Annotated in this window: 15 protein-coding genes; 7 read left to right on the top strand and 8 right to left on the bottom strand. The window is 62.4% G+C overall.

All coding sequences use genetic code 11. The annotated features are described in order from the left end of the window. The first annotated feature begins 24 nt into the window (after nucleotides 1-24). From galE to L6639_RS30335, 3 genes are all read left to right on the top strand, one after another. On the top strand, nucleotides 25-1,038 hold the full coding sequence (gene galE, locus L6639_RS30325) for a UDP-glucose 4-epimerase GalE (protein WP_237865035.1): 1,014 nt from the start codon (nucleotides 25-27) through the stop codon (nucleotides 1,036-1,038). 118 nt (nucleotides 1,039-1,156) lie between these two features. Further along, nucleotides 1,157-2,962 (top strand): ABC transporter ATP-binding protein, encoded by a 1,806-nt coding sequence (locus L6639_RS30330; RefSeq protein ID WP_237865036.1) that lies wholly within the window; start codon nucleotides 1,157-1,159, stop codon nucleotides 2,960-2,962. Between the two features lie 36 nt (nucleotides 2,963-2,998). Next, entirely contained in the window at nucleotides 2,999-3,700 is a 702-nt protein-coding gene (locus L6639_RS30335) for a fumarylacetoacetate hydrolase family protein (protein WP_237865037.1), read from the top strand. Nucleotides 3,701-3,766: 66 nt separating this feature from the next. Here the strand turns inward: L6639_RS30335 and L6639_RS30340 are convergent, their stop codons facing one another. Then, complete coding sequence (locus tag L6639_RS30340) at nucleotides 3,767-4,225, bottom strand: YybH family protein (RefSeq protein WP_237865038.1); 459 nt, start codon at nucleotides 4,223-4,225, stop codon at nucleotides 3,767-3,769. A gap of 133 nt (nucleotides 4,226-4,358) precedes the next feature. Here L6639_RS30340 and L6639_RS30345 point away from each other — a divergent pair, with 133 nt between their 5' ends. Together L6639_RS30345 and L6639_RS30350 are read left to right on the top strand one after the other, a co-directional pair. After that, entirely contained in the window at nucleotides 4,359-4,898 is a 540-nt protein-coding gene (locus tag L6639_RS30345; protein WP_237865040.1) for a Spy/CpxP family protein refolding chaperone, read from the top strand. Nucleotides 4,899-4,901: 3 nt separating this feature from the next. Next, complete coding sequence (locus L6639_RS30350) at nucleotides 4,902-5,627, top strand: sulfite exporter TauE/SafE family protein (RefSeq protein WP_237865041.1); 726 nt, start codon at nucleotides 4,902-4,904, stop codon at nucleotides 5,625-5,627. Nucleotides 5,628-5,710: 83 nt separating this feature from the next. Here the strand turns inward: L6639_RS30350 and L6639_RS30355 are convergent, their stop codons facing one another. The 3 genes from L6639_RS30355 to L6639_RS30365 form a co-directional block, all read right to left on the bottom strand. Then, nucleotides 5,711-6,640 carry an aspartyl/asparaginyl beta-hydroxylase domain-containing protein gene (locus L6639_RS30355; protein ID WP_237865042.1) on the bottom strand — a complete coding sequence of 310 codons (930 nt, stop codon included), beginning with the start codon at nucleotides 6,638-6,640 and terminating at the stop codon, nucleotides 5,711-5,713. 145 nt (nucleotides 6,641-6,785) lie between these two features. Beyond that, nucleotides 6,786-6,941 (bottom strand): hypothetical protein, encoded by a 156-nt coding sequence (locus tag L6639_RS30360; protein ID WP_014493894.1) that lies wholly within the window; start codon nucleotides 6,939-6,941, stop codon nucleotides 6,786-6,788. Nucleotides 6,942-7,094: 153 nt separating this feature from the next. Then, on the bottom strand, nucleotides 7,095-8,018 hold the full coding sequence (locus L6639_RS30365; RefSeq protein ID WP_237865043.1) for a LysR family transcriptional regulator: 924 nt from the start codon (nucleotides 8,016-8,018) through the stop codon (nucleotides 7,095-7,097). A 205-nt stretch (nucleotides 8,019-8,223) separates the two neighbouring features. Here L6639_RS30365 and L6639_RS30370 point away from each other — a divergent pair, with 205 nt between their 5' ends. Further along, nucleotides 8,224-8,934 carry an SDR family NAD(P)-dependent oxidoreductase gene (locus L6639_RS30370; protein WP_237865044.1) on the top strand — a complete coding sequence of 237 codons (711 nt, stop codon included), beginning with the start codon at nucleotides 8,224-8,226 and terminating at the stop codon, nucleotides 8,932-8,934. A gap of 35 nt (nucleotides 8,935-8,969) precedes the next feature. Continuing rightward, the gene (locus L6639_RS30375) at nucleotides 8,970-10,199 is read left to right on the top strand and encodes a YbfB/YjiJ family MFS transporter (RefSeq protein WP_237865045.1); all 1,230 of its coding nucleotides are present in this window, start codon (nucleotides 8,970-8,972) and stop codon (nucleotides 10,197-10,199) included. Between the two features lie 106 nt (nucleotides 10,200-10,305). Here the strand turns inward: L6639_RS30375 and L6639_RS30380 are convergent, their stop codons facing one another. The 4 genes from L6639_RS30380 to metK form a co-directional block, all read right to left on the bottom strand. Next, entirely contained in the window at nucleotides 10,306-11,259 is a 954-nt protein-coding gene (locus L6639_RS30380) for a UDP-glucuronic acid decarboxylase family protein (protein WP_237865047.1), read from the bottom strand. 475 nt (nucleotides 11,260-11,734) lie between these two features. Further along, the gene (locus tag L6639_RS30385) at nucleotides 11,735-13,195 is read right to left on the bottom strand and encodes a flavin-containing monooxygenase (protein WP_237865048.1); all 1,461 of its coding nucleotides are present in this window, start codon (nucleotides 13,193-13,195) and stop codon (nucleotides 11,735-11,737) included. Between the two features lie 159 nt (nucleotides 13,196-13,354). Then, nucleotides 13,355-14,776: an adenosylhomocysteinase gene (gene ahcY, locus L6639_RS30390; RefSeq protein ID WP_237865049.1), complete on the bottom strand. Its 1,422-nt coding sequence runs from the start codon at nucleotides 14,774-14,776 to the stop codon at nucleotides 13,355-13,357. Between the two features lie 118 nt (nucleotides 14,777-14,894). Next, nucleotides 14,895-16,091 (bottom strand): methionine adenosyltransferase, encoded by a 1,197-nt coding sequence (gene metK / locus L6639_RS30395; RefSeq protein WP_237865050.1) that lies wholly within the window; start codon nucleotides 16,089-16,091, stop codon nucleotides 14,895-14,897. Nucleotides 16,092-16,135: the final 44 nt, after the last annotated feature.

The following is a 16,135-nucleotide window of genomic DNA, read 5'->3' on the forward strand; positions in this document are numbered from 1 at the left end:
CGTTGATCGATGACGGGTGAGACCATGACTGTGCTAGTCACCGGCGGCGCCGGCTATATCGGAAGTCACACGGTCCTAGCGCTGGCGGAAGCCGGCGAGGACGTCGTCGTGATCGACGATCTCTCCACGGGTTTCTCCACCTATCTACCCGAAGGCGTGCCGCTGTTCATCGGCGATGCCGGCGACGAGAACCTGGTCGAAGGCGTCATCGCCCAGCACGACATCGAGAGCATCATCCATTTCGCGGGCTCGGTGGTCGTGCCGGAGTCGATGCGCGATCCGCTCGGCTATTACCGCAACAACTTCATGACCGCGCGCAATTTGCTCAACGTCGCGGTGAAGCGCGGCATCAGCCGCTTCATCTTCTCCTCGACCGCCGCCGTCTACGGCAATCCCGACCTGGTGCCGGTGCCCGAGCACGCGCCGACGCGGCCGCTGTCGCCTTACGGCTCGTCGAAGCTGATGACCGAGATCATGCTGCACGACGTCGCCGCCGCCTACGGCATGCAGTACGTGACCCTGCGCTACTTCAACGTCGCCGGCGCCGATCCGCAGGCGCGCATCGGCCTTGCCACCGTCGGCGCCACGCATCTGCTCAAGATCGCGGTCGAGGCCGCGACCGGTCAGCGCGCCAAGATCGACGTGTTCGGCACCGACTATCCGACCCCCGACGGCAGCTGCATTCGCGACTTCATCCACGTCACCGACCTGTCGCAAGCGCACCGCTCGGCGCTGGCCTATTTGCGCAACGGCGGCGCCTCGACGACGCTGAATTGCGGCTATGGCCGCGGCTATTCGGTACTGGAGACCATCGACGCCGTGCGCCGGGTGTCGGGCCGCAGCTTCGCCGTCCAATACGCCCCGCGCCGGCCCGGCGACATCATGACCATGGTCGCCGACACCAGCCGCATCCGCGGCCTGCTCGACTGGAAGCCGCAATACGAGGACCTCGAGACCATCGCGGCCCACGCGCTGGCCTGGGAGGACAAGCTGTTCCGGGAGCGCCATGGCGAGCTCCGCCAAGCCGTCTCGGCCTAAAATCGCATCCTGTGCAAGCCCTTAATTGGGCTTGAAAAGCGGAGCTTTAGCGGGCACAGAGGCCATTCGATCCCTGACGCGCGGGCAGGCTTTTCCCTGCGCCGTCAATGGACTACGGATGGCCCAGTTTCCAAAGAAAATCACCGACGATCCCTATGCGGCGATGGTCCTCATCCGCCGCCTGGTCATGGAACAGGGGGTCGTCTACTGGCGGCGCTACCTCATTGCCTTCACGTTCATGGCGGCTGCCGCGGGCGCGACCGCAGGCGCGACCTACGTGCTTGGCCAGGTCATCAACCAGGCCTATGTCGACAAGAACATCCCGGGCATCGCGATGTTCTCGGGCATCACGGTGATTCTGCTGTTCATCAAGGGCGTGGCGACTTACGGCCACATGGTGATCCTGACCAAGATCAGCAACGCCATCCTTGCCAACAACCAGCGCCAGCTGTTTGCAAAGCTTATGCGCGAGAGCATCGGTTTCTTCTCCGAGCGGCATTCGTCCGAATTCCTGGCGCGGCTCACAGCCGGCGCCAAATCCATCACTGACGTGCTCAACATGCTGGTCAACGCCATCGGCCGCGACCTCCTGATGCTGGTGGCCATGATCGGCGTGATGGTGTGGCAGGATCCGCTGATGTCGTTCATCGGCCTCGTCGCAGTGCCGCCGGCGATGCTGGTGCTGCGCAAGCTGGTCAAGCGCATCAAGGGCCTCGCCTACAACCAGTTCACCGGCACCGCCGACATCATGGAGACGATGCAGGAATCGCTGCAGGGCATCCGCACCGTGAAGGCCTTCACGCTCGAAGCGACGATGCAGGAGCGTATCGACGAGAACATCGCGATCGTCGAGCGCAACGCCAACAAGATGGCCCGCGTCGCCAATCGCTCCAATCCGCTGATGGAGATGCTCGGCGGCTTCGCGGTCGCCGGCTGCCTGCTCTACGGCGGCTACAGCGTGGTCGCGCTCAACGCCACGCCGGGCGCGTTCTTCTCGTTCATGACGGCGTTCCTGATGGCGACCGAGCCCGCCAAGCGGCTGGCCCGGCTCAACATCGATTTGAACAGCCAGCTCGTCGGCGCACGCATGCTGCTCGAAGTCGTCGACAGCCCCGCCAGCGAGCACTCCGACGACGACAAGCCGGCGCTGAAGCTCTCCGACGCCCGCATCGAGCTGCGCGACGTCAGCTTCTCTTATCGCAATGGCGAGACGGTGCTCAACCGCATGAGCTTCGTTGCCGAGCCCGGCAAGGTCACGGCGCTGGTCGGTCCGTCCGGCGGCGGCAAATCGACCGTGCTGGCGCTGCTCTTGCGCTTCTACGAGGTGACGCAAGGCGACATCGTCATCGACGGCCAGTCGATCGGCGCGGTCTCGCGCAAATCGCTGCGGGCCCAAACCGCCTATGTCGGCCAGGACGTCTATCTGTTCCGCGACACCATTCGCAACAACATCGCCTTCGGCAAGCCGGGCGCAAGCGAGGACGAGATCATCGAGGCCGCAAAGGCCGCCTGCGCGCATGATTTCATCACGAGCTTCCCGCTCGGCTATGACACGCCGGTCGGCGAGCACGGCACGCAGCTCTCCGGCGGCCAGCGCCAGCGCATTGCGGTGGCGCGTGCGCTGATCAAGAACGCGTCGATCATTCTCCTCGACGAAGCAACCGCCGCGCTCGATTCCGAATCCGAGCGGCAGGTGCAGGAGGCGATCGAACATCTCTGCCAGAACCGCACCACCATCGTGATCGCGCATCGCCTGCACACCATCATGCGCGCCGATGCGATCCTGGTGGTCGAGGGCGGCGAGATTGTCGAGCAGGGCCGGCATGACGATTTGCTGCGCCGCTCGGGCCGCTATGCTTCGTTCTTCCGCCTTCAAAACCACGATCCAGGCTTGGCGCTGGCGCCGATCAGCGCAACCGCATAGAGTTCCTTCCACCTCAAGAGCAGCGAGACCCGCCTCATGAACGCCGCCTCCTACGTGATTCCACTTCCGCCCCAGGCTTCGCTCCCTGTCGTCGGCGAGAGCGGCCGCTATCCGGTGCGCCGCATCTGGTGCGTCGGCCGTAACTATCTCGAGCACATCCGCGAGATGGGCAATGACGAACGCGCGCCGCCGTTCTTCTTCGCCAAGCACGCCGACATGCTGGCGCCCGATGGCGCCACCATTCCCTATCCGCCGCTGACCAAGGATCTGCATCACGAGGTCGAGCTCGTCGTCGCGATGAAGAGCGGCGGGCTGAACATCCCTGCCGACAAGGCGCTCGATCACGTCTACGGCTATGCCGTCGGCATCGACCTGACCCGCCGCGACCTCCAGATCGCCTCGCGCAAGAAGGAGCGTCCGTGGGAGATCGGCAAGTCGTTCGATGGTTCGGCGCCCTGCTCCGAGGTGCAGCCGGCCTCGAAGATCGGCCATCCCTCCAAAGGCAAGATCTGGCTCACTGTCAACGGCAAGGAAGCGCAGAAGGGCGACCTTACCGAGCTGATCTGGAATGTGCCTGAAATCATCTGGCAGCTCTCGCGGCAGGTGAAGCTCGCCGCCGGCGACATCATCATGACGGGCACGCCGGCCGGCGTGTCGCAGCTTCAGCCTGGCGACAAGCTCGAATGCGGCGTCGACGGCGTCGGCACGCTGAAGGTCTCGATCGGCCAGCCGGAATAGGCCTCCAACATCCCGAAATTAAAAGGGCCCCGGACATTGTCCGGGGCCCTTTTTAGTTCGATCTTTCTACCAGGCTTTCACCGGCCGATTCGCGTGGCTCGCCTGCGGCACACCGCGATTGAGCGACATGTGAGAGTGAACACACAGCCAGCCATCGCCATTCCGCGAAAAGATCATGGTCGCGCGGCCAGGGCGCGGAAACGCGCTGCCATCGGGATGATAGCCTGAGCTCGTCCATGGTGCGATCACGGTCGCCATCGTGCCGTCGGCCGACGCGAGGATCGAGGTCTGGTCGAGCACGAAGCGGAAGTCGGTCGTCTTCGGCCAGACGCTATTCCATTGCGTAGTGACCCACTGATCAAGCCCCGGGATGACGTCATTGTGTGTGCCGAAGGCGAGTACGTCTGGGTGAAAGAGCGGCCGAGCCGAGGCGTAGTCGACCTCGCGGACATAGCCCGCAAAGTTCTCCAGCCACTGCCGAAAGAATTGAACGATCTCGGTGTTCGCAAGTGGCAGCGGGGCCATTGCCTGCTCCATATTTGGCAACTCGCTCAGGCAATCTTGTTGCCACGGGACGAACCGTCCAGCAAGATATGCTGCCTCGATAGCACCGGCGGAAATCGATCAGCAAACCGGCCGACCTTACGGAGTGAGACTCATGAGACGCCTTCTGCTTGCGGCCACGCTTGTCATCATGTGCAATGCTGCCGATGCGCAGTCGGACCAGCCTTATGCCGGTCTTGAGCAACGTCCCGTCAAGGCGCTGTCGCGACAACAGATCGACGATCTGCTGAGCGGACGCGGAATGGGCTTGGCGCTGGCCGCTGAACTCAATGGATACCCCGGCCCGAGCCATGTTCTCGAACTCGGTGATCGCCTTGAGTTGACTTCGGATCAACGTATTCGAGTTCAGAAACTCTACGACGCCATGAAGCAAGAGACGGTCCCGCTAGGCAACAAGCTCGTCGAGCAAGAGAGGGAACTGGATCAGCTTTTCTCGGCTCGTGCGGTGACACCGGAATCGCTCAAAGCCACCATCGCTGCCATTTCCGAAACCCAGGCGCAGCTGCGTGAAAGCCACCTCAAATATCATCTGACGACCGCAGCTTTGCTCAATCAGAGTCAAATGCAGCGATATGCCGAACTGCGAGGTTATCAGCACCCCATCGGTTCCGAAGGACACAGGCATCATCACTAGAAAATGCTGACGGCATTCTTCGCTGCAATTTCGCTTCTCTATGCGACAGTAGGTCAAGCGGGCGGAACAGCATTTCTTGCGCTCATGGCCTTTGCCTCGTTTCCCCCAAACGAGATGAGGCCAACTGCCCTGTTGCTCAATATCGTTGCGGCTACCTATTCCACGTGGCTATTCAATCGCGGCAGCCATATCGACTGGGCCAAGCTGAAGCCACTTCTGATCGCCTCACTGCCAACCACTCTGGCGGGCGCATCCATCGTTCTGGCCGATGATATCTACCACACCATCACGGGAATCGTGCTCCTGCTCGCCGCTATCGTCCTGGTGATCGGACGGAGAAACGAAGATTTGCCGGATCGAGCCACGCCACTCGGGGCCGCAATATTGACGGGCGCCGGCGTCGGCTTCATCTCGGGGCTAACCGGCGTTGGCGGTGGCGTGTTCCTAGCTCCCATTTTGGTTGGAATGCGCTGGGCATCACCCAAACAGACCGCGGCGCTCTCCGCGCCTTTCATCCTCGGAAACTCCGCCATCGGATTGGTCGGGGCGATCCACGTTGGACAGGTACCGTCGTCCCAAACTTGGCTGTATGCACTGGGCGCGCTCGCCGGCGCGATAGCCGGAACCACGATAGGGTTGCGATGGCTCTCGCAAACGGCAACACGCTACGTTCTTGCCACTGTCCTTGGCTCCGCTGGCGTTCAGCTCGTAGCGTTCGCTGCCAGATGAGTGCGGAGAATGGTGGGCAGATTGCGCTTTCGCCTTCGCTCTTCGAGCTACGGCGCACAAGTCGCTAATCCGCCCTACCTACATCACTTCAACGCCGAAAACACGATGAGGCCCAGGATCAGCGCCGTCAGCGAATATTTCAGCGTGTAGTAGACGTTGCGGTTCCATTCCTTGACCTTGCGGCTGCCGAGATGGATCTCGTAGAGCTTGCCGAACACCTTGTTGAGCGCGCCGACATGCTCGCCATCGACGTTCTGGGTCGCCGACGCCTTGACGATGTGATGACTGACCCAGCGGTTGATCGCGGTCATGAAACCGTACTTCATCGGGCGCTCAACGTCGCAGAACAGGATGATGCGGTTGACGTCAGTCTGGTTCTCCGCGCTGTGGATGAATGTTTCGTCGAACATGAAGGCTTCACCGTCGCGCCAGACGCATTCGACGCCGTCGACCAGGATACGGCACTTGTTCGAGTTCGGCGTGACGAGACCGAGGTGGTAGCGGAGCGAGCCGGCGAAGGGATCACGATGAGCGCCGAGCTTGCCGCCTGGCGGCAGCATGGCGAACATCGCACCGTGCACGCTCGGGATCGACTTGAGCAGCTCCACCGTCTTCGGGCACAGTGCGTTCGCCGAAGGCAGGAAGTCGTCGTACCACTTCAGGTAAAATCGCTTCCAGCCACTCTTGAAGAATGAGTAGAAGCCCCAGTCATTGTTCTTGGCAGCGGCGCGGATGAAGCCCTCGTCGAACAGGCGCACGGCCTCGTCGCGGATGGTCTCCCAGTTTTCGCTGAGTGGCTTCAGCTCCGGAAACTGCTCAACCGAGATCACCGGTTTGTTTGGCACCGCCGAACCCGCATACATCAGCACATTGTAGGGCGCGAGGTAGGTCGAGTGATCGCCGAGCTGGCGCGCAAAGCGCAGCCGCTGCTTGCCGCGGAAGTGAACGTAAATCGTCGATGCCACAAGCACATACAAAATGACAAGTTGCGGCGCAAAAAGCTGTTTCAGCATTTCCCCAAATCCCGAGTGACCCAGCCGGGGACGTGATCTAACGCGACCCGGCCCAACCGGCAAGTTATTCACCAGCGGGTTGTGTTCACGCTGGGGGGAGCGCGGGACTAGAGATTTGGGCCGAAACGGACCGAAACTAGCCGAATCAAGCCCGCGACAGCGCCTGCAAGCCCTTGAAAGTCAGGCGCTTGGGATCGGTGACGCCGGCGAGGTAGAGCCGGCGGATGAATGCGATGACGGCGTCGCGGTCGCAATCGGTCAGCGCGACGACAGCGTCGACCGCGATCTTCTGGGCTTCCATTGGGCTCACCTCGGCCTTGCGAGTAACCCCGGCCGAGACAGGCTAGGACTCATCCGTTAAATCGGCGTTAACCGTTTGGGAACCATCGCCGATTCAGCCGGGCGGCCGTATACGCGAAACAACGCATTGGCTGCCGCGCCGTGGCCGCGATGTCTAGCGCGCACCGAGACTCTTCTTGAGCAGCGCGAACTGCTTCCTGAGCCGCGGGACTGCGAAGTCGGTGAAAGCCCGCACCTTCGACACTGTGAGCCGTCCCTGCGGACAGATCAGGTGAACCGGCATCTCGGGATCCTCGTCACCGGCAAGCACGATCTCGAGCTCGCCGCGCGCCACCTGCTCGGCAACCTGATACGAATACATCCGCGCCACGCCGCGCCCGGCGACGGCGGAAGCCACCGCCGCATAGGTGCTGCTGACGGTGAGTCGCGGTGTGAACTGGACCGTGCGAGGCGCCGACGAATTTTTCGGCGGCTTGAACGTCCATGAATTGGGAAGATGGGCCATCGCCACGACCTGATGCTTGGCGAGATCGCCGGGCTCTTCGATCCGCGGGTGTTGATTGAGATAGCGGGGAGCTGCCACGACGACACGGCGGACCTCGCCGATCCGCGTCGCAACCATCGCCGAGTCCGCGAGCGGACCGATGCGAAGCGCGACATCCACGCCTTCATCGATCAGACTGACCGCGCGATCGAACAGCAGGAGCTTTGCCGACACCGTCGGATAGGCGTCCAGAAACGCATCGAGGATCGGACGCAGCACCATCTCGCCTGACACCACCGGCGCGGTGATCGTGAGCAGGCCGCGCGGCGCGGTGCGCGGGCCAGCTGCAATGTCGTCGGCTTCTTCCAGCTCGATCAGCACGCGGCGGCAGACCGCGACGTAGCGCTCGCCCTCCTCGCTCAGCTTGATTGATCGCGTGGTCCGATGCAGCAGCTCGGCGCCCACCCGCTCTTCGAGAAAGGCGATGGCGCGGCTGACCGCCGCAGGCGAACGGCCAAGCTTGCGGCCGGCGGCGGCAAGGCTGCCCTCGTCCACCGCGAGGACGAATACCTTCATCGCATCCAGACGATCCATGCTTTCCCGCGGCCCTTCTGAAATTCCACCCGCAAGCTAGGCGTTTGCCCCAACCGCGACAACTCCCCGCCAGCTGCCGGCCGGGCATTCGTGCGCGCCGCGAAAGAGTGTCTGCCGGACAGCGCGCATTCGCAGCCGGCCTACCGCAGCATAGATCACCCCCAGGCCAGCCAGCGCTGGCACGGATCAACAACAGGAGCCCGTCATGGGTATCGAGCAGAAGGTTGCCATCATCACCGGTGCGTCGCAGGGCATCGGCGCCGCCCTCGTCCAGGGCTTTCGCGATCGCAATTATCGTGTGGTCGCCACAGCAAGGTCGATCAAGCCGTCGGGCGACGACGAAGTTCTCGCCATTCCCGGCGACATCGCCGACCGGACAACCGCCGAGCGCGTGGTTGCGCAGGCCGTCGCCCGCTTCGGCCGCGTCGATACGCTGGTCAACAATGCCGGCATCTTTGTCGCAAAGCCGTTCACGCAGTATACCGCCGAGGATTACGCGTCTGTGATGGGCACCAACGTCGCGGGCTTCTTCAACATCACCCAGCTCGCGATCGCCGAGATGGAGAAGCAGGGGTCTGGCCACGTCGTCCAGATCAGCACCACGCTGGTCGACCATGCCAATTCGAACGTGCCCTCAGTGCTAGCCTCGCTGAGCAAGGGCGGCCTCAACGCCGCGACCAGGTCGCTCGCGATCGAATACGCCAGGCGCGGCATCCGCGTGAACGCGGTGGCGCCAGGAATCATCAAATCGCCGATGCATCCGGTGTCGACGCACGCGCAGTACGGCGCAATGCACCCGGTCGGCCACATGGGCGAGATGTCCGACATCGTCGATGCCGTGCTCTATCTGGAGGGTGCGTCCTTCGTCACCGGCGAGATTCTGCATGTCGATGGCGGCCAGAGCGCCGGCCACTAAGGACATCTGCGCGCCCGTGCGCGCAGGAGGATGACATGACCGAACTCCATGCAAATACCAAGCACGAGGCCCGGCTGCAGCAGCGGCCGGGCACGACGTCAGAGGCAACTTGGCGATATGCCGTCGCCGGCCTCGCCGCATCGCTGGTCGGGCTTGGCCTCGCCCGCTTTTCCTACACGCCGTTGATCCCGGCGCTGATTGCAGCAAAGTGGTTCAGTGCCTCCGACGTCGTCTATCTCGGTGCCGCGAACCTTGCCGGTTATCTCGCCGGCGCGTTCGCGGCGCGAGCTGTCGCCGCCCGTATCGGGGCGATCCGAGCGTTACGGGCAATGATGCTGCTCGCCACCCTCTCCTTCTTTGCCAGCTCTGCTCCGGTGTCTTTCATCTGGTTCTTCGCCTGGCGCTTCCTCTCGGGTCTCACCGGCGGCATCATCATGGTGCTGGCTGCTTCTGTAATCCTGCCACACACCCCGGCCAGCCGGCGCGGCATCGTCGGCGGCGTGATCTTTGCGGGCGTTGGGCTCGGCGTGGCTGCATCGGGCACCTTGGTGCCGCTGTTGCTGCAACAGGGCTTGCCGCAGAGCTGGTATGGCCTTGGCGTCCTCGCCGCCGTCCTCACACTCCTGAGTTGGTGGAACTGGCCCGCGGAAGCCAGGGGCGATACTGCGTCCTCGCACCACACGAAACGGCGTCACACCTCGCCGGCCGCCCGGGCGCTCCTGATCCAGTACGGGCTCAACGCGGTCGCGCTGGTGCCGCACATGGTCTTCATCGTCGATTTCGTGGCGCGTGGTCTGGGCCAGGGCATTGCGGCCGGATCACGCTATTGGGTACTGTACGGCCTCGGCGCGATCGTAGGCCCGCTCGTCACCGGACATCTCGGCGACCGCTCCGGATTCGGCCCGGCCTTGCGCGCAGCCTTTCTGATCGAAGCAGCCGCCGTGCTGCTGCCCACCGTCAGCACAGCACCGGTGTCGTTGATCGTATCGAGCGTAGTGGTCGGCGGCTTCACGCCGGGCATCGTGCCCTTGGTGCTCGGCCGCATCCATGAGCTCGTTCCGCACTCCAGCGAGCAGCAGCGTGCGACATGGAGCCACGCCACCACCAGCTTTGCGCTGTTCCAGGCGGCTGCGGCCTACGGCTTGTGCTGGATCTTTGCGCAGACCGGCGGCGACTATCTCGTCCTGTTCGCTCTCGGCGGCGGCGGCGTGATATTGGCGCTCGCGATCGACCTTGGCCTCGCGCTCACGACGCGCAAGGCGTGACCGCAGGCGGCGGCGTGGTCAGGAGTACCGCATCACGCCGTCGTCGATCTTGCCGAAGCGCAAGGAAACGATGTCGAGCGCATAGTTCTGGTACAGGGCGGACAAACTACGGCAGTTCTTTGAGTAGCTTTTCAAAATAGGCAATCGTCCTCGCAATCCCTTCGCCAAGCTGCGTCTTCGGCTCCCAGGCCAGTTCCAGCTTCGCTTTCGTAATGTCTGGACGTCGTTGACGCGGATCATCGGCCGGTAAAGGAAGGTGCACAATCTTGGAGGATGATCCAGTCATATTGATTATGGTACTTGCGAGCTCAAGCATCGAAACGTCTGCCGGATTTCCGATATTGATTGGTCCGGTAACTCGATCATCGGTGTTCATCAAACTGACGAGCCCATGGATCAAGTCATCGACGTAGCAAAACGCGCGAGTCTGAGATCCATCCCCGTAGATGGTAATGTCTTCACCTCGCAGCGCCTGAACAATGAAATTCGACACGACGCGCCCGTCATTGGGATGCATGCGAGGACCATAAGTGTTGAAGATTCTCGCAACTTTGATCCGCAACTTGTGCTGACGCCGATAGTCGAAAAATAGGGTTTCGGCGCAGCGCTTGCCTTCATCATAGCAAGAGCGCATCCCGATGGGATTTACGTTGCCCCAATATTCCTCGTTTTGCGGATGGACACTAGGATCTCCATAAACTTCAGAAGTGGAGGCCTGAAGAATCTTGGCTTTGGTACGCTTGGCCAAGCCAAGCATATTGATCGCCCCATGTACGCTCGTTTTCGTCGTCTGGACCGGATCGTGCTGGTAGTGCACGGGGGACGCTGGGCACGCGAGATTATAGATCTCATCAATTTCAAGATAGATCGGAAACGTCACATCGTGACGGATGAGCTCAAAGCGGGTCTGACCAATCAGGTGCTCGATGTTGCGGCGCGTTCCGGTGAAGAAGTTGTCAAGGCAGATGACTTCCGCTCCCGTCGCCAGCAGCCTCTCGCACAGATGGGAGCCGAGGAATCCTGAACCGCCTGTGATAAGTATCCGTTTTTGGAGATGCATGGGATGGTCCTCACTCGATCTTGTAGTAACTTTGAGCTTCTGCCGGTTTGATGGAGTATGAGTTAAGTTAATCCCACGATGCGCTTGAACTCTACTCCGCTGAGATAACAGATGGTCGAGTCCCCGCGATAGTGTTGTAAATTTTTTTTGGCCGCTGCCAGAACCTGGTATCCCGGGGCGGAAGCAAGAATACGAGACCAAGGCGACGAATGAACATCGCGGTTAGACGACGAAGAAGCCGTAGCCCGTGACGGCCGGAGTGATGCATTGCGGGACCCCGCATTCGCCACCATTAACCTGTGTGCATATAGAGGCGATCTGTTCCGGATCGACAATGGCCGCGACATGTCGAGAGGTGCGCCTTGGCGCATATCAGCCGCCACTCAATGCGGTGCGTATGTTCGCACTCACTTCGACAGCATCGTTTAACCATTGCCGGCACCATTGCGGCCGGGCTGCAAGTGTCAGCCGGCGATCAGGAGTACCGCATCACGCCGTCGTCGATCTTGCCGAAGCGCAAGGAAACGATGTCGAGCGCATAGTTCTGGTACAGCCGCCACGGCCGCTTCGAGCCCTGCTTTGGCATTTTCGCGACGGAGCGCTGCACATAGCCCGAGGTAAATTCCAGCGACGGCTGTGCGGTGATATCAGGATCGTCATTGTGCGGCACGGCTTGCCGGAAATTGTGCCGCTCCATGTAGTTGATGAGCCGGCAGACATATTCACAAGTGAGGTCGCATTTCAGCGTCCAGGACGCATTGGTGTAGCCGAAGGCCGATGCCATGTTCGGCACGTCGGCATACATCATGCCCTTGTAGGTGAGAGTCTTGGCAAAATCGACGATACGGCCGTCGACGCTGACCTCGAGGCCGCCGACGACCTGGAGCACCAGGCCCGTCGCGGTCACGATGATGTCGGCGGCAAGCTCGCTGCCGTCCTTGAGGCGGATGCCGTCGTGCGTAAACGTGTCGATCTCGTTGGTGACCACGGCCGCGCGCTTTTCGCGGATCGCCTTGAAGAGATCCCCGTCCGGCACGAGGCAGAGCCGCTGGTCCCAGGGATTGTAGCGCGGCGTGAAATGGGTCGCGACGTCGTAGTCCGGCCCGAGCGCGGCTCTCACGCCCGTCAGGATCAGGTTCTTCACCTTCGCCGGCTTGCGTCGGCTGAGCTGGAAGAAGAACATCCCCCACATCACGTTGCGCCAGCGGATCAAATGATAGGCCAGCCGCGCCGGCAAGTTGCGGCGCAGTTTGTTGGCGACGGGATCCTGGGCCGGACGCGACACCACATAGGTGGGCGAGCGCTGCAGCATGGTGACCTGCGCAGCCTTCTTCGCGAGTTCCGGCACCAGCGTCACCGCGGTCGCGCCCGAGCCGATCACGACGACGCGTTTGCCGGCGTAGTCGATATCCCCGGTCCATTTCTGCGGATGCACGATGCGGCCGGCGAAGTCAGCTGCGCCCGCGAACTCCGGCGTGTAGCCCGCCTCATATTTGTAATAGCCCGCGCACATGAACAGGAAATTGCAGGTGAAGCGCACGAGCTCCGTGGCGCCCTCGCCCGCCATGCGCTCGGCCTCGATGGTCCACCGCGCATCACTCGTCGACCACGCCGCGCGCTTGACGCGATGGCGGTAACGGATGTGCTTGTCGATGCCGTTCTCGGCTGCCGTCTCGCGCACATAGTTCAGGATCTGCGGCCCGTCGGCGATCGCCTTCGGATCGGTCCACGGCTTGAAGGAATAGCCGAGTGTGAACATGTCGCTGTCCGAGCGGATGCCGGGATAGCGAAACAGGTCCCACGTGCCGCCGATGCAGTCGCGCCCCTCCAGAATGACGTAGCTCTTGCCCGGGCACTTGGTCTGGAGATGATAGCCCGCGCCGACGCCTGATAGCCCCGCACCCACGATCAGCACGTCGAAATGTTCTTGTTGCATGGTTTCCTCCGCCACCGGCGATTGTCGGCCCGTCGCCGCTGGGCGTCAATCGGCAATCAGCCGTGCGGAAACCACGAAACGGGTTGAATTCCATGCGCCGAAACAACAAAGCCCCGGATCGCTCCGGGGCTTCGCGTTGTTGATCGATAGGTCTGCCGGTCAGTACCGGTAGTGGTCCGACTTGTACGGACCCTCCTGCTTCACCCCGATGTAATCGGCCTGGTCCTTGCGCAGCTCGGTGAGCTTGACGCCGATCTTGGCGAGGTGGAGACGTGCGACCTTCTCGTCGAGCGACTTCGGCAGCACGTAGACTTCCTTCTTGTACTTGCCGTCCTTGTTGTTGGCGAACAGCTCGATCTGCGCCAGCGTCTGGTTGGTGAAGGACGCCGACATCACGAAGGACGGGTGGCCCATCGCGTTGCCGAGGTTCACGAGCCGGCCTTCCGACAGCATGATGATGCGATGCTTGTCGGGGAACTCGATCTCGTCGACCTGCGGCTTGATGTTGGTCCACTTCAGATTGCGCAGACCCGCGATCTGGATCTCGTTGTCGAAGTGGCCGATGTTGCAGACGATGGCGCGATCCTTCATCGCGCGCATGTGCTCGATGGTGATGATATCCTTGTTGCCGGTGGCGGTGACGAAGATGTCGGCGCGGGGCGCGGCGTCTTCCATGGTCACGACCTCGTAGCCTTCCATCGCGGCCTGCAGCGCGCAGATCGGATCGACTTCCGACACCATCACGCGGCAGCCAGCCTGGCGCAGCGAAGCCGCCGAGCCCTTGCCGACGTCGCCGAAGCCCGCGACCATCGCGACCTTGCCCGACATCATCACGTCGGTGCCGCGGCGGATGCCGTCGACCAGCGATTCACGGCAGCCATAGAGGTTGTCGAACTTCGACTTGGTGACGCTGTCGTTGACGTTGATGGCGGGCCACAGCAGCGTGCCGGCCTTCTGCATGTCGTAGAGACGATGCACGCCCGTGGTGGTCTCTTCGGAAACGCCCTTGATGCTCTCGGCGATCGCGGCGAAGTAGCCCTTCGGCTTCTCCTTGAGCTGCTTCTTCAGAAGCGCGAAGAAGACTTCCTCTTCTTCCGAGCCCGGCTTGTCCAGGAACGCGGTGTCGCCTTTCTCGGCGCGCAGGCCGAGATGGACGTACATGGTGGCGTCGCCGCCGTCATCGAGGATCATGTTCGGGTGACCGCCGCCGTGCCAGTCGAACAGCTTTGCGGTGTAATCCCAGTAATCCTTGAGCGTCTCGCCCTTGACGGCGAAGACGGGAATGCCGGCGGCGGCGATCGCTGCGGCGGCGTGGTCCTGCGTCGAATAGATGTTGCAGGAGACCCAGCGGATGTCGGCGCCGAGCGCCGCCAGCGTCTCGATCAGCACGCCGGTCTGGATCGTCATGTGCAGGGAGCCGGCGATGCGCGCGCCCTTCAGCGGCTGCTTCGGGCCGAACTCCTCGCGGGTGGCCATCAGGCCGGGCATCTCGGTCTCGGCCAGCGAGAGTTCCTTGCGGCCGAAATCGGCGAGCGAAATGTCCTTGACGATGTAATCGGTGAAGCCGGGCTTCGCGTTCATTGCGAGTGTCCTGTTGTTGAACGGGCATTCCGGGCCACCTTGAAGAGGCGCCCCGGACTAGCGACGTGAGGATTTAAGGATCCGGGTTCGCGCACGAACCCGGAATGACGCACAAGAATCAGAGCGCGCGCTTCAGCTGCTCGACGAGATCGGTCTTCTCCCAGGAGAAGCCGCCCTCGTTGTCAGGCGTGCGGCCGAAATGGCCGTAGGCCGAGGTACGCGCGTAGATCGGGCGGTTGAGGTCGAGGTGGCTGCGGATGCCGCGCGGGGTCAGGTCCATCGCCTTGGCGGCGGCCTTCTCGAGCTGATCCTCGGACACCTTACCGGTGCCGTGGGTATCGATGTAGATCGACAGCGGACGCGCCACGCCGATGGCGTAGGCAAGCTGCAGCGTGCAGCGATCGGCAAGACCGGCGGCGACGATGTTCTTGGCGACGTAGCGCGCAGCATAAGCGGCCGAACGATCGACCTTGGTCGGATCCTTGCCGGAGAACGCGCCACCGCCATGGGGGGCGGCACCGCCATAGGTGTCGACGATGATCTTGCGGCCGGTCAGGCCGGAGTCGCCGTCAGGACCGCCGATGTAGAACTTGCCGGTCGGGTTGATGTGCCAGATGGTCTTCGGCGTGATCCAGTCCTTCGGCAGCGCCTCGCGCACGTACGGCTCGACGATCTCGCGGACCTGGTTCGAGGTGAGGTCCGGAACCAGATGCTGGTGCGAGACCACGATCTCGCGCACGCCGACCGGCTTGCCGTTCTCGTACTGCACGGTGACCTGGCTCTTGGAGTCGGGGCCGAGCACCTTCTCCTTGCCGGAGTGACGGGCCTCGGAAATGAGGCGAAGGATCTTGTGGGCGTAGAAGATCGGAGCCGGCATCAGGTCCGGGGTCTCGTTGGTGGCGTAACCGAACATGATGCCCTGGTCGCCAGCGCCCTCTTCCTTGACCTCGCCCGGCTGCAGCGCATCGACGCCCTGCGCGATGTCGGCCGACTGGGGGTGCAGCAAGATCTCGATGTCGCAGGTCTTCCAGTGGAAGCCTTCCTGCTCGTAGCCGATGTCCTTGATCGCCGCGCGCACGACGCTTTCGATGTGCTCGTTGGTGACCGACTTCGGACCGCGGGTCTCACCGGCAATCACCACCTTGTTGGTGGTCGCCAGCGTCTCGCAGGCGGCACGGATAGCCCACGGATCGATGCCGGCTTTCGGCCCTTCGCGGTAGAACAGGTCGACGATTTCATCGGAAATCCGGTCACAGACCTTGTCCGGATGGCCTTCGGACACGGACTCACTGGTGAAGAGATAGGACGCGCGCATCAAGAAACCCCTTGTTCCACCGCTACCGGCGGACGTTTGCGATG

It is taken from the genome of Bradyrhizobium zhengyangense (assembly GCF_022012555.1).
GTDB lineage: Bacteria > Pseudomonadota > Alphaproteobacteria > Rhizobiales > Xanthobacteraceae > Bradyrhizobium > Bradyrhizobium zhengyangense.